The organism is Pauljensenia sp. UMB9872, from assembly GCF_030212665.1.
Classification (GTDB): domain Bacteria; phylum Actinomycetota; class Actinomycetes; order Actinomycetales; family Actinomycetaceae; genus Pauljensenia; species Pauljensenia turicensis_B.
Map to the genome: position 1 here is coordinate 19,461 of NZ_JASOER010000008.1, position 13,644 is coordinate 33,104.

At 54.2% G+C, this 13,644-nt stretch carries 12 protein-coding genes and 2 pseudogenes; 3 read left to right on the plus strand and 11 right to left on the minus strand.

Going from position 1 to position 13,644, the window contains the following annotated elements; all coding sequences use genetic code 11:
- Window positions 1-18: 18 nt before the first annotated feature.
- Together QP109_RS09400 and QP109_RS09405 are read right to left on the minus strand one after the other, a co-directional pair.
- The gene (locus tag QP109_RS09400; protein ID WP_502929275.1) at window positions 19-408 is read right to left on the minus strand and encodes a hypothetical protein; all 390 of its coding nucleotides are present in this window, start codon (window positions 406-408) and stop codon (window positions 19-21) included.
- Window positions 335-895, minus strand: coding sequence for a head maturation protease, ClpP-related (locus QP109_RS09405; RefSeq protein WP_502929276.1), 561 nt, complete (start codon window positions 893-895; stop codon window positions 335-337). Before QP109_RS09405 ends, QP109_RS09400 begins: the two co-directional genes overlap by 74 nt.
- A 33-nt stretch (window positions 896-928) precedes the next feature.
- Between QP109_RS09405 and QP109_RS09315 the strand changes: the two genes are divergently transcribed.
- On the plus strand, window positions 929-1,342 hold the full coding sequence (locus QP109_RS09315; RefSeq protein ID WP_350224208.1) for a DUF6508 domain-containing protein: 414 nt from the start codon (window positions 929-931) through the stop codon (window positions 1,340-1,342).
- A gap of 153 nt (window positions 1,343-1,495) precedes the next feature.
- Here the strand turns inward: QP109_RS09315 and QP109_RS04485 are convergent.
- A pseudogene (locus QP109_RS04485) lies at window positions 1,496-2,464 on the minus strand (phage portal protein); the annotation flags it as partial.
- Window positions 2,465-2,628: 164 nt separating this feature from the next.
- Between QP109_RS04485 and QP109_RS04490 the strand changes: the two are divergent.
- Complete coding sequence (locus tag QP109_RS04490) at window positions 2,629-3,150, plus strand: methyltransferase family protein (protein WP_285023564.1); 522 nt, start codon at window positions 2,629-2,631, stop codon at window positions 3,148-3,150.
- Here the strand turns inward: QP109_RS04490 and QP109_RS04500 are convergent.
- From QP109_RS04500 to QP109_RS04535, 8 genes and pseudogenes are all read right to left on the minus strand, one after another.
- Window positions 3,120-4,348, minus strand: a pseudogene (locus tag QP109_RS04500) (terminase large subunit); the annotation flags it as partial. The gene QP109_RS04490 and the pseudogene QP109_RS04500 sit on opposite strands and share 31 nt — an antisense overlap.
- A gap of 231 nt (window positions 4,349-4,579) precedes the next feature.
- Entirely contained in the window at window positions 4,580-4,792 is a 213-nt protein-coding gene (locus QP109_RS09320; RefSeq protein WP_285043563.1) for an Nmad4 family putative nucleotide modification protein, read from the minus strand.
- Window positions 4,793-5,104: 312 nt separating this feature from the next.
- Entirely contained in the window at window positions 5,105-6,712 is a 1,608-nt protein-coding gene (locus QP109_RS04510) for an InlB B-repeat-containing protein (RefSeq protein ID WP_285023568.1), read from the minus strand.
- 93 nt (window positions 6,713-6,805) lie between these two features.
- Window positions 6,806-6,988: a DUF4314 domain-containing protein gene (locus QP109_RS04515; RefSeq protein ID WP_350224209.1), complete on the minus strand. Its 183-nt coding sequence runs from the start codon at window positions 6,986-6,988 to the stop codon at window positions 6,806-6,808.
- Window positions 6,989-7,535: 547 nt separating this feature from the next.
- Window positions 7,536-8,105 carry a sugar-binding domain-containing protein gene (locus tag QP109_RS04520; RefSeq protein WP_350224213.1) on the minus strand — a complete coding sequence of 190 codons (570 nt, stop codon included), beginning with the start codon at window positions 8,103-8,105 and terminating at the stop codon, window positions 7,536-7,538.
- 33 nt (window positions 8,106-8,138) lie between these two features.
- Window positions 8,139-8,348 (minus strand): hypothetical protein, encoded by a 210-nt coding sequence (locus QP109_RS04525; protein WP_285023572.1) that lies wholly within the window; start codon window positions 8,346-8,348, stop codon window positions 8,139-8,141.
- 38 nt (window positions 8,349-8,386) lie between these two features.
- Window positions 8,387-10,312 carry an Eco57I restriction-modification methylase domain-containing protein gene (locus tag QP109_RS04530; RefSeq protein ID WP_285023574.1) on the minus strand — a complete coding sequence of 642 codons (1,926 nt, stop codon included), beginning with the start codon at window positions 10,310-10,312 and terminating at the stop codon, window positions 8,387-8,389.
- 451 nt (window positions 10,313-10,763) lie between these two features.
- Window positions 10,764-12,059, minus strand: a complete 1,296-nt coding sequence (locus QP109_RS04535; protein ID WP_285023576.1) for an alpha-amylase family protein — start codon at window positions 12,057-12,059, stop codon at window positions 10,764-10,766.
- A 180-nt stretch (window positions 12,060-12,239) separates the two neighbouring features.
- Here QP109_RS04535 and QP109_RS04540 point away from each other — a divergent pair, with 180 nt between their 5' ends.
- The gene (locus QP109_RS04540; RefSeq protein WP_285023578.1) at window positions 12,240-13,565 is read left to right on the plus strand and encodes an MFS transporter; all 1,326 of its coding nucleotides are present in this window, start codon (window positions 12,240-12,242) and stop codon (window positions 13,563-13,565) included.
- The last annotated feature ends 79 nt before the right edge of the window (window positions 13,566-13,644 follow it).

Here is a 13,644-nt window from a genome sequence, read left to right on the forward strand (position 1 = left end):
GAATATTTCCTCTCTTAGTTAATGAGGTTGGTTGGTTAAATGGGCGTATAAATCAACAACCCGCCGACCACAACAGGCAGCGGGCTTTAAACAAGGATGTTCACTTACAGGAGGTGGCGGCCCGGGAGGGGTAGCACTTTTGCCGTTCATAGCTAGTTGGGCAACAAGTTGTTGTTCTGAAACCTTTCTGGAAAACACCACGCCGCGCTCATTTTTCGCTCGCCCCGGTACTTGCTTGCTCGCCGATTCTTCATCCTCGCCATCACCAGGATCATCGTGCTTCTTGGGATTTGTCTTGGTGGGTTCGTCGTCTTTGTTTGGAGTAGGGGCTTGTTTACTGGTGAGGATTTCGTTTGCGAACCCCAAGTCGATAGCAGCTGTTGCGTCCATCCATGTCTCGGCATCCATGAGCTTGGAAAGTTTCGCCCGGGACAGGCCAGTTTTTAACTGGTAGGCGATTGATAATCGAGTCTTTGACAGATTCGAGCATGTCCAAAGCGCGCGATAACTCGGTTTTATCACCCATAGCGAGCGTGGCGGGATTATGGATCATGAGCATCGAAACCGGGCTCATTGCCACCGTGGTCGCCGCCATAGCAATCACAGATGCCGCCGATGCCGCGATCCCGTCAATATTCACCGTGACTTTACCGGGATAATCCAGCAGCATGTTATAGATACGAGCAGCTGCCACTACGTCACCGCCAGGAGAGTTCAGCCAGATAGTGACCGGCCCAGACCCCGCGTTTAACTCGGAGGCAAAAACCGTGGGGGTTATGTCATCATCTAGCCATGATTCCTCAGCGATAACCCCGTTAATACGCAAAACCTTTTCACCCCCATCACTATTTGGGCCACTTGTCTTTGGGGTTAGCCAGTTCCAAAAACGCTTCATATGTTTTCCTTTCGAATGTGGGAAGATTTATGAATGAACTACAACAAGACACCCGCGCAGCAGTGGGATGGAGTGCGTGAGCTCCATGACCAACTCGTAGCCGGAAATCAGGGCTACAGATTGGTGCCCCCTAGCAAGAACAAAGACGGAGTCACGACTCTCGGTTGGATCAACTACGAGGACTGGCTCTGGGACGGGATCTGGGATGGCATCGACCTGTTAAAAAACAACCTCAACGGAGATTGGGAACCGTACTACGACGGCTTGGACGACTTCCCAACCGAGACAATCCTACAGGCCAGCATTGGTGAACTAACCGCGTGGTTTATCCTGTTTGGTAACCGCGAGCGCATCGATGAGGGTCTCATTTCCTCTGCGGTTGATGACGGCACGATTCTCGCCCTCTCCAAACGGTTCCTCGAGCTCGTCGACAGACCCGCCTTCTAGCCCGATTCCCCTTGCGGCAGCGTACGCACCGGCTATATCAAGCGGAAGCATGTTCCCATTAACCAGGTAGAGATCCCCGCCATCGACCTCATCGATGCGGTCGAGATTCTCTAGCTCGCGGATATCGTTGGCGCTCATCCACCCGTTTTGGCGAGCTACCGAGTATCCCTCCATACGCGACTGGTAATCCCCGCGCAGCAGCCCCTCGACATTGAACTTCACGAACACGCTCGGCTTCTCACGCGCGGCGAGCAGCGTCTTGGTCAAGGCTTGTTCCCAGCGGATTACCCACGGGTCAAGCGTGTATTTCACGAACTCTAAAGACTGCTGTTCAATATTGGAAAACGAGGATTTTTCGAGGTCGCCGATCATGTGGGGCGGGATACGAAATATTCGGGCGATTTCGCCCACCTGAAACTTCCGTGTTTCTAAAAACTGTGCCTGCTCCGGGCTTACCGAGATCGGCGTGTATTTCATTCCCTCCTCAAGCACCGCAACTTTGTTGCCGTTACGAGTGCCCCCCCCGAACGTGGCCTGCCAGGACTCACGAACCCGAGAAGGATCCTTGATCGTGTCTGGATGCTCTAACACCTCGCCCGGAGCCACCCCATTAGCAAAAAATGAAGCACCGTAATCTTCGGTAGCCTGCGCGAGCCCGATAGCGTTTTTCGCCATCGCAATCGGGGAATAACCAACCAACCCATCAAAACCAAGACCTGGAACATGAAGCACATCGTTAGGGGTAAGCCGGATCGTCTTGTACTCTCCTGTGGGTTCGTCCCAGCTGGTTTGATACTCGTAATACAGCTGCTTAGAGTCCAGGTCACGGCCTACGCTCATCCGATTCGGTTGCAGCGGATACAGTCCGATCACTTCGCCGAGCCCGTTACGCACCACCTGAGCAAACGCGTTCCCCCACAACAACAGGTGCGTTATGAGCGTTTCTCGGAACACGAAGCTGGTCACCTCGGGGTTAGGTTCATCATGCAACAGCCGGTATAAGGGGTGGTCGAAGGCTTTTTCCTTGCCACCACCGTCCTTGTAACGGTATACGTGCAGGGGTAGCCCAGCTATCGTCTCAGCCAAGATCCGCACACACGAATACACTGCGGTCAATTGCATCGCGGAGCGCTCCGTCACCACCCGCCCACCCACCCGACATTGTCGGCCCAAACAAGAAGCTGTAGCTGGTGGACAGCTGGTGATTCTCGACTGGTTTCGGTCTGCCGCGTAACCAGTTTTTTAGGCCCATATAAGTTCCTTCCTGGATATGCGAAAATAGCTCTATGAACACGGCCGGCACTTCGCATCTTCCTGTGCTAGGGGTAGGGCCTATCTATGTATCGGGTATTTTCGCGCTTACGGTCACGGCGAGCGTTCTCAGCTATTTAGGTCGCGCATCAAACGGCGCTGTCACTAACGCGTGGATACGAATACTCATGATTGCAGCAGGCCTGCTCGTGATTGTAGAGGCAGTAGTTGTGTGGTGTGCGGCGGTCTTTGGCTCTCACATGGTCCAAAGTGTCAAGACCGGCAAGCTAATGACCAGTGGGATTTATGCATGGGTGCGCCACCCCGTTTACGCAGCCTTTTTGCTGTTGAACTGTGGTCTCTTGCTCATGCAAGCAAACTGGTGGCTGCTAGCCTTACCAGTGATTTATTGGGTAGGCCTGAGCGTCTTGATGAAACACACCGAAGAGCGCTGGCTAGAAAACAAATTCGGTGACGAATACACCCGCTATGCCACCCGTGTTAACTGCATCCTTCCCTGGCCACCTCATAGCACCAGCAGTCCCCGCGAATCATAAACTGAGCTCGCCTCTGGGGTGTTGCCGCATCTTATTGCCCGATTTAAGGTCATGATGGTGGCGACGATGCCGTCAATTTTGTCCGTGGACTTTTGCTTATCTGGCTTAATGTTGCCAGCTGGGTCGGTGCGCACGTGAATGTTATCGACCATCCAGGCCAGCACCGGGTGCCCGCCATGGGCGAGCTTGCCTTCCAACGCCAGCTTCATCAGTTCTTTGGACGGTGGGGACATGTCTTTGAAGCCTTGACCAAACGGCACCACCGTGAAACCAGCATCCTCAAGGTTTGGCTCATTTGGACCGCACCTCAGCGGTCGAAAGCGATCTCTCGGATATTAAACCGGGTGCCAAGATCCTCAATGAACTTCTCGATATACCCGTAGTGCACCACGTTACCCTCAGTCGTTTCAAGGAATCCTTGACTGTTCCACAGGTCGTAGGGGACGTGATCGCGGACGACCCTCAGTTTCAGGTTGTCTTCGAGTATCCAAAACCAGGGCGCGATCCGGTACTTCTCATCGTCCCCGTAAGGTGGGAATACGAGAACGAAAGCAGTGATATCGGTGGTGGATGCCAGGTCGAGCCCGCCGCCACAAACACGGCCTTCTAACTCATCCAAGTGGACTGGGCCATCGTTTTTGTTCCAGGTATTCATAGACATCCACCGCACAGACTGTTTCACCCACTGGTTCAAACGCAACTGTCTGAAGGTGTTTTCCTCAACTGGGTTCTGCTTGGCACTATGACAAGCGTCCCTAACTTTCTGGATTGGCACCGTCCCGTCCAAGGATGGGTTGGCTTTATGCCACACGGCTTCATCGGTCCAATCATCATCTTGCGCCGCCCCATATATGACTGGATAAAAGGTAGGGTCGATCTTTTTGCCCGCAAGGATGTCTCGGGCTTTTTGGTGTTGCTCGTAGCAAATCGAATGAGTCTTGGTTCCAGCTGTTGTGATGAAGAAGTACAGCGGCTGGGTGCGAGCATCCCCACTGTCTTTATTCATCACGTCGAAGAGCGCCCGGTTGGGTTGGGTGTGCAAGTCGTCGAACACGACACCGGAAATGTTGAAGCCATGCTTCGAATACGCCTCAGCCGACAGTACTTGATAGAAGCTGTTGGTGGGTTTGTAGATGATGCGCTTCTGGGAGCTTAAGATTTTTACGTGTTTCGACAAGGCCGGTGGCCTGCTCACCATCCCCACACGCTAACAATAAGGCGACCGCGTAGTCAGCTTTTGCGCTTGTTGTAGGTGGAGCCTGTGGCCATGAACCTGATCGGCATCATAGACGCAAGCTTCTTGACTTACAGCAACGCTTCCTTTCTTGTGGGCATACAAATGGCTACTGCGATAGTGGCCCCATAACCAGTAGCACAACCACACCTGGTTGCGTCTCATTTATTTGAAATTGTTCGGGCGATGCCTGTGTTAGTTGCGGACGGCGACCATACCGATGGCCCTGGCGAAAGCATACCCCTGATCGGTGAAGGCCACATCCGACTCGGTGACGAGCGTGACTGGGGTGCGGGCGTCATCTCCACCGCAAGCGAGGATGCTGAAGATCGTCGCAAAATGATCGTAGGCACCGCGCTGGTTGTTACAGATGCGGCTGGAAGCAATAATGGTGCCACCGTAAACCATGGCTGGCCACGGCCCCTGATATATTTCTTGACTTGAGCGGCAGCCCCCAAGGTGGCTAGTTCGCTGTTCAACTCGGTTTCTTCTGGCTTGTTGTTTTGTTATGTATATACAGCCATAGATTCGCGCGCTTATCCAATCGTATTTGCCCGAGTTAGCGACTATTTCTCTAGAACTCTTGGGTTAGTGGCCAATATTCTTAAACCCCGATTGTAAAAAGAACCCGAAGATTGTCTAAGACAAATATGGGGCTGGACGTCGCAGAACGAAGCGTCCAACCCCATATTTAGTTGATCTCAAGCGGATATATCTTGGCTACCTGTTTCTTTTCGCCCGCCTTGAGATAATGACACCGGCAAGTCCACAGACAAGCGCGACCCCCAACAACCCGGCTACAGCAGAACCGGTCACCGGCAAGGTGGATTTGCTCTTCTTGACGGTGGTCTTTTTCTGCTCAGTCGGTTCTGTCGTATTCGTTGGCGTTGTCTGCGCCGCCTCCTTAACCGTAATCTTTGCGATCACGGTTACGCTTTCCCCGTTAGAGTCGGTAAGCGTGAACTTAACCTCGTAAACCCCTGCCTTAGAGCTATCGAAATTTCCTTGCTCTATGACGACTTTATCGGCTAGGTTTGCTCCGTCCTGCTCATCAGCTGCCTTGGTTATCAGTGAGTGTAGATCCAGCTGTTCGCCGGCGGTAATCGTCGCGTCCTTCACCTCAAGCACGGGTGGAGTATTGACAACATAAATCGGGTATACCGCCAGATCTCCCTTAACCACCGTGTCGGCATCGAAGACATCGCCAGAGCCATCAGCCTTGGTATTCCATTCCTTAAACGCGTACCCCGCTTTGGCCGGTGCGGCAGGAAGCTCCTTTGGCAGGCAGGTTGTACCATCGCTCAGGCAGTTTTGCGCTGCCGAGCGTCCGTAATAAACCTGCATCGATGCCAGCACCTCTGGCTCAGCACCCTCGTTAGCGGCCTTGTAGAATTTAACCTCTGGAACACGTTGGTTCAAAGTGGTGACGAAAACGCTGGAAGACTTGAACTTTTCAAAAGTGTTAACCCCATCGTTTCCTTCCCAGTTCCTGAGGTATGAAAATTCGCCTTCGTTTGCGCGGATGTTCTGAAGCGAAAACTTCCTATCTTTGTACATGAAGTAGAAGTTCGCCGGCATGTAGCCCTCATCGGTAAGATTCGCCACTTCCGACTGAGTCGGCTCAGGGCGTGTTCCATCTTTACCGATTGCCTTTATGATGTAGTCATTGCCTTCGGTGTACTTGGTGTTTATCCCAGTGACGTTGTCGTTTTCAACCACGAAAAGATCCTTGGCCACGTCCGCGTTCTTTGCGTAGGCGATGCTGACTATGTCAAGGTGAAAACGCGTTTCAGCTATGGGGTTTACGTTTTCCTTCGGGTTGGTGGCCGAATAGTTGTCGGAGCCTACCGTCATCATGTCGGTCGCGCCACCCGGGTAACCCGATGTTTCAGCAGTGAACCAGGAATGGTAGCCCTCTGGGACAGTCGAGTTGTCAACCTTTACGGTGTAGGTCTTGCCCTGCGGGTATGGGCCTAGATACTTTGCTCCGCTCCATCGATCAGGATCCCCGACGGTTCCCTTGGTCGTCTCAACCAGGTTCCCGTCGCCGTCGTAAACCTGGAAAGCGATATTCTTCCAGGTCTCTAGAACCTTAGTCGGTGGCGCTCCACCATAAACGCTAAGCATACGTTTTGCCCCAATAGCTTGCTGAGGCGAGTCGAACAAGGCTTCCGTTTGCTGGTTTATGAAAAGCTCCGGTAGAATCTCGATTCTTACCTGCCCTTGTGCGCTAGCGCTTTGAGGAGCCACTATGGCAGTGACCATCATCCCTAAAAGCACCAACGGGGCAATCAAGAGGCTGATCGCCCTTTTTGTACTTTCCCTCATGGTTTCCTCCAAGTTGTCGGATATGTTTAGGAATATTTTAATATCTTTCGGGTATTATTAAACTTTTTTCGGGTATTACTGAACTTCTTTCACCTAGTTGAGTCGCCATTGATCAACCCATTTCACCCGGCCAAGAGTGGAGCCATTATCCCAGTCGACGTGAACCGTGCTGGCAGCATCGACGAACAGGATCGTGCCCTCGGCTCCTGCTTCAAGATTGGTGTATGGGGCTTTGCAACACACCAGCCGCACCCGTCGACTATTCAGCGAGCCCACCGGATCTGCTGTGGGGCTCGCGGGTTTCAGTGATTTCGCTTAGGCACTATCACCTTCTAGGCGTGCCGGCAGGTCGCGGCGTAGTTGCTTGTACTCGGCCCCGATGAAACCCAAGCCCAGTAGCGGCGCTCTCATCGAGTACTTCTCGTTGGCTACCGAACATGGCCTCGTGGTCACGCGGTGAACGCGACCCGCAAAGTCACACAACGCATCGATCAGCTGGTTGCGGCTTGGGTGTCATCTGGTGCCGGTGGGTGGTCGAACCAGGCAAACACCAACCGGCCCTCAGCCACCCCGATGCTGTGGTGTTCAGTCCCGAGATCCTTAGTAATCGAGGGCCGCGCGCAGCCAGTAGGCCCTCCAGGCGCGCCAGTGTTGCCTTATCAAGCCGGTTGGCGGGCAAGGCGACGATTTAAACCAAGTGAATGCGCCACGTTCGCGACAGGCGTAGTTGCGGTGTCCTGCTCACCGTCATCACAGGCTCCTGGTTCAGTGGCTGGCAAAGTGGGGACGGATTTGCAGCGCCAGGTTTTGTTTTGGCTGGGAGTCAGCGATACTTGCCCTTCGAAATCGCGGGGAGAGTAAGGAGTTCTTGCGCAACTTCCGCGGTAGTAACAAGAGCAGTTGGGATCCCTGAACGACACACGGCGTGGATTGCTTCTGTCTTTTGTGTTCCGCCAGCAACCATCAGGACGTTAGGGACCTTCAAGATTTGCTCGACGGTTATGGAAATACGGCGATCGTTCAGGGGGAGATTGAGGTAGTTGCCGTCGGCATCAAAGAAAACGCCACTGGAATCGGCCACCGCACCGCGCTGATCTAAGACTTCAATGTCGCTCTGAGGAAGCAATTGCTCAAGCTGGGTAACGCGCGAATCCCAAGCGCCGACAGATAAGACTGCGATGTCAATGTCATCGAAGAGCTCAAGGATGCGAGCAACAGCTGGTTCTTTCCTCTGAACCTTCGCCGTTTCAGCTGAAGAACTGAACAGGGGAGCGATAAGCATTCGCCCTTCAACGCCAGATTGCTGACTGATCTGTCCGATCAAAGTGATTGGAGACTTTGAAGGATCGTCACCAAGATTGCGACGTCGAGAAAACGGGGAGGCTCGGAATATTCACCACCTGAGGTGAACGCTCCGAGTTTTTCTCTAGGTGAGCAGTGTACGAATGGTGAGCACCTCAGGAGCATTGATGAAGCTCGTAACCCTATCTTGGCTGACGTCGTCACCAGGGATGGTGAACATAAAAACTTTGATACGTCGAATGTCGTCATGACGAGGCATCTGCCTACCGCCGTCATTGTACTGAGCCTTCGACTCCCCGGTGTACCAGAGACAATGTGACAGGAGCTTCAGCACTGCGAATCATATTGAGAAGCAGCGCAAAATTCAGATATTCATTCGAGTAAGCCCTCATATACCAAAGTACGAACAGGCATCTCCTGAGCCCGCTCGTTCACGAAAGCTTTTTCGGCTTTAGACAGACCAAAGAAATCAGCCAACTGCGAATCAATCACTGGAACTAAAGACTCCCAATCGATGCTCAAATTAGCCGGGGCCTTGCTCACCAAGTTCGGCACATTCGCCCACACCGCGCGCTTGTTATCCTGCGTCACCTTCAAAGACCCAAGAAGAAGCCTCGCGAACTTCGTATGCAAAAACGTCGCTAGTTCTTCAGCTTCCTTACGTGTCCCAAACGCACCGATAGAAATGAATGACTGCGTATGAGCGAAACCAGGGGACAACAGAACAGGAGGAGCAAGAACCTCACCCAACTTGCCCGCGCCATTCGACTTCGCCAGCGCAACCTTCCACGCATTCAAATTCGGATGATCGCGCACGTAACGACGATTGACAAACTTCACAAGCCGACGATTATTCTGCCGGCCAAGCACTCCGATCATTCCCCTGTGGGCAACATCGTGAAAAACCTCAGGCAACACATCAAAACAATTCGTCGTCACATCAAACGAATGCCCCGCAGAAACACGTTCAATCGCCTGCGGATACTCGACATGCAACACCGAAGTGAACCGGTAGCTCTCGGGAGCAAACACAATCTGATCAAGAAAACTGTCAGCGATCGCATGAACTCGAGCAACAATCGAACGTAACTGGAGGTCAGGAATGAACGAGCCGATTGGGGCCAAAGAAACGTTCGTATCCCGCAGAGTGACAGCGATCCCGCCTTTCACTTCAGCAGTAGGAAAAATGCGTCGACTATCCGCCTCGAACAAAGACACGCTCACATGCGGGTCTGAAAGAACCTGACGATTCCACTTTTTCGAAGTCTTCCCAGCATTAAACAAGAAGCGAGCCGGCGTCACGAAACACGCCAGAGAAGACACTCTAAACGCAAAATCCATGAAGTCCGGGTAAATCTGACGATCGCTAGTGCCAGCCATCGCCTTCTGATACGGCGGATTGGCGACCGTAATATCAAAGGAGTCAACAGGAAGAACAACATCCGCCCCAGATGGAGACTTCAACGTGAGCCCATCCATCTGCCAGACGTTTCGGGCAATGACATGAGCTGCTTCGGTCAGTTCGTCTGCGACAAGAGAACGCCCAAGCAGAGCCGATGTTGCTTCATCAAACGAAGCCAGGAGATTCAGGCGCGCAAGCAACAAAGAATCACCCTGAAGCTCGAATCCGAAGGTCGCCCTCAATGCGCGCAACGCCCAATGAAGCGTTGCGGCCTCGTCACCCAAAGAAATCGGAATAGCGGCCAACTTGCGGTCAAAAAACCCAACGCGCCCGCCAAGAGCAATCGGTTCACCTGTCGTAGCATCGTACCAGCTGGTCAAATACGGAGCCTCGCCACACGCGACTTCAAGTACACGGCGATCCACGTAGTTTTCCCACGCTTTGCCAGACACGTCATCGAAGGCGGGAAGCGTTGGTCGAAGCGGACGCACTATACCGGCCGACGCATCAGGGATCGCATCATCATAAGGCTCGTGGCCGGCAGACCACGCATGATCTACGACATCATTTTGAAAGTTCACCAGCCACGCTGGAGTGAAAATCTCAGCGCGTTTTTTCGTTCGAACAGCCTGAGCGTCACGCGCTTTCGTTGTGCGCTGAGCAATCAAGCCAGGATTCGCGTTCAAAACATCAAGCATGATCTGCTGATCAGCATGGATTCCCAGATCCTCATAGTCTTGAGTCGCCCACACAATATTGCGCGAGAAGACACCAGTATTGCTACCGTCGGCGCCAGCAGGTGTATCCGCGTCAGTGGAAGTCGCATAATCTCGAAGCAAAAGTGGCAGTAGATCAGCGAAACGCACGGACAGGTCACGAGCCTGCGAGCGTTGCATCGGATCACCTCACGAATTGGACGGGACTTCCCTCATAAGGCTACCTTCCGAGATACTGATGCGAACCACCTCTCCGCTTCAGAACCTTGTTGAGAGGAGACATCATGATCCAACGAATGCTCTCGGTCTTCCCCGGAATCTTTCTGCTGCTCACCGTTGCGACAATATCCAGCGTTGAAAGCGATGTCATTCTTTAGCCACATCCCGCACTGTGAGTGCTTTTGATTGTCTCGCCAGCAGATCGCATCCGGTCTTTAATTTCAATTCGGTAGCTGCGACCGACTACTCCCATGTTGTTACCCGTCGGAACGTGCTGGGGCGACCGATTAGTGTTCTTGACGCCCAGATTGTGTCTATTTGCGTGACGCGTGTGGCAGTTCTTGCAACTTCGAACGCCAAGGATTATCGGGGGTGCGGTGTGGAGGTCGTCAATCCTTGGGATTAAGAACAGTTACTTCTGCCAGAGTGTGTGCCCGGCCTCGTCCAGGATGAGGGCGTGAGCGGTTCCGGCCTCGTCGATCGACAACTGGACATCCACGAAGGTGGAATCATCGTCTGGGGCGCATGATCGGTAGGAGTAGCTCGTGTTGGTGACAGCGACGGTTGTTGTTAGCGCGCGGGTCAGCCACGGACGCTTTCTACGTAGCCAGACCAGCGAACTCAATGCCTCGTAGGTCGTGTGCCCAAACCCCAGCAATTCGCCGGGAGAAGCGGGCAGGGGAGGACGCACCGCGTCATCGCCGAACTGGCGGTCTTCCTTCACCCCCGTGAATCCCTGCTCATCGCCGTAGTAGATCGACGGAGTGCCACCCAGCGTCATGATGATCGCCTGCGCCACTAGTCCGCCATCGGCGCCAAGCAGAGACGAGATGCGCGTCGTGTCGTGATTGCCCACGAACGTTTGCGCAACGATCGTCTCCAAGAATTCACCGTGGCGTTTCAGCGTCCAATCAAGCTCAAAGAAATTCTTATCCGTGATCGACGACCAAATTGCCTTCCACAATTCGTACTGCGTGACCGTATCAACGTGGGCATCCTCAACGAACGCAGGGTAGTCACCGTGAATGACTTCGCCAAGGAAGAAAGTATCGGGGTACGAGGCCCGGACTCGGTCGCACACGTCTGCCCAGAACTCAGTTGGAACGGAATATGCAGCATCAAGTCGCCACCCATCGATGCCACGGGCACACCAATACTCCATTACCTGCTGAACGAAATCCTTGACGCGCGCGTTCGTGTGGTCGAAGCGCACGAGGTCCGAGTTCCCTTCGAAGAACCAGGGGTAGGGGCCACCGTCGGACTCCCAATCGATGTGGAATAGGGGAGCATCGGGGGAATTGGGCGTTCCGGAAACGGGATCCTTGCCAGCTTCAAGAACCGCACGCAGAGGCTGATACTGGTCGCTGACGTGCGAAAATACGCCGTCGAGCATGATGTTCATTCCGTGAGCATGGCATGCCTCAACCAGCGCATCGAAGTCTTCGACACTGCCCAGACGCGGATCGATGCACAAATAGTCGAGCGTGTCGTATCCGTGCGTCGCCGAATCAAAGATTGGGCCGAGTAGCAGTCCCGTCGTACCAAGCTCAGCGGCATAATCCAACCAGTTGATTAACATTTGCAGGCGCGGAACCTGTGTCCGATCGCCGTCGCGAATCGGCGCGCCACACGCTCCCAGCGGGTACACGTGCCACCAAATGGAATCTGCGCCGGGCGTGCGATCAGAGGGTGAAACGCTTTGAGTCATAGGCAAACTTTAGCCCGTGACACAGGCGAATCGAGGTGGAACACAAGGTGGAGCGCAAACGGACAGTGCGGGTGCAGGCGTGACTTGATTGTGCGCACGCTGAACTTCAAGGGTGCGACTGTGACCAAGCAATCGCGGATCAGTTTGCGCGCCCACAACGCACGATGCGACCGTGGATGTATGAGTTCTCCTGAGCGCGACATGACCGCCAGCCCCGAAGGCGTAGCTTCGTCGACTGATGTGAAGCCACGGCGCGTTTCTACACTGTCGACCGTGATGGCGCTGGTTGCGGTCCTCGCGATCTCACCCTCGATGCGCGCCGGAGCAACATCGCTCGGGCCTGTCCTGACTGGTGTCCAATCCACTTTTGGAGTGGGAGCGATGGCGGTCGGTCTGCTCTCAGCGTTGCCGTGTATTGTTTTTGCTCTCGTTGGTGCGCTGGCAGTTCCACTGTCAAAGCGCTTCGGACTGACGTGCATCGTAACCGTCGCAATGGCCGTGACAACCTTCGGCTTGGGTGTGCGTCCATTCGTGTCGAACTTCTGGGCGTTCCTCCTGCTCAGTGTTGCTGGACTTGCTGGCCCCGCCGTCGGTAATGTCATCGTGCCAGCGTGGATCAAACTGCACAAAGCTGGTCGCACGGTTCTGCTTCTGACGGTCTACGGTGGCGTTCTCCCGCTGGGTGGAGCGATGGGTTCGTTCCTCGGCGCGCCGATTGCTGGGCCTGATTCATCCGGCTGGCGAACCGCGCTGTTCATCTGGGCGCCGTGGGCACTGTTGGCAGTGCTCGTCTGGCTTCTCGCCTGGAAGAGCGTCGGTCGAGATACTCCGCCGGTCGCCCAGTCTTTAGCGCCAGTACCTGAGTCTTCTACGCCACTGACAGGGGACGAGGCCGCCCAGTTGTCATCGCCCTTGGCTACCAACAGGCGGAGCCTGATGAGATCACCAACCGCCGTGGCGTTGATGGTTGCGTTCGGACTTCAATCTTTGAATGCCTACGTTCAATTTGGTCAGCTTCCAACGATTCTCGCAATGCTGGGAGTCGACCGAACAAGCGCAGCCGCGATGGTTGCAGCTATCAACCTGTGGGCACTTGTCGGTGGCTTGATTATGCCGAAGATCGTTGACTCGGTGAAGAACCTGCCTCTTGTCTCTCTGCTCTTCGGGGTGCTGACCGCTTCCGGTTATCTCGGCCTTTTGCTTGCTCCAACTTTCTCTCCCTGGCTGTGGGTGACGCTGCTGTCGATCGGCGGCTTCATGTTCCCGCTCTGCGTCACTCTGATCCCTGCGCGCGCTCGCACTGCATCGATGACCGCGCGCCTGTCGGGTATGGCTCAGCCTGGTGCATATATCGTTGCAGCATTCGGCCCGATCATTGTCGGCATGGTGCTTCAAGCAACCGCTTCGACTACTCCTGTTCTGATCTTCCTGATGATCATGGCTCTCTTGATGGGCATCATTGGCATGCGAGCCTCCGCCCCCGTATTCGTCGACGATGAAGTGTAAGAGCAGGCGGCCTCGTACTTGAACGGTGGCCGAAAGACGCAAAAGTGGCTGGCATTCGCATCCGCCCAATCTCATAACG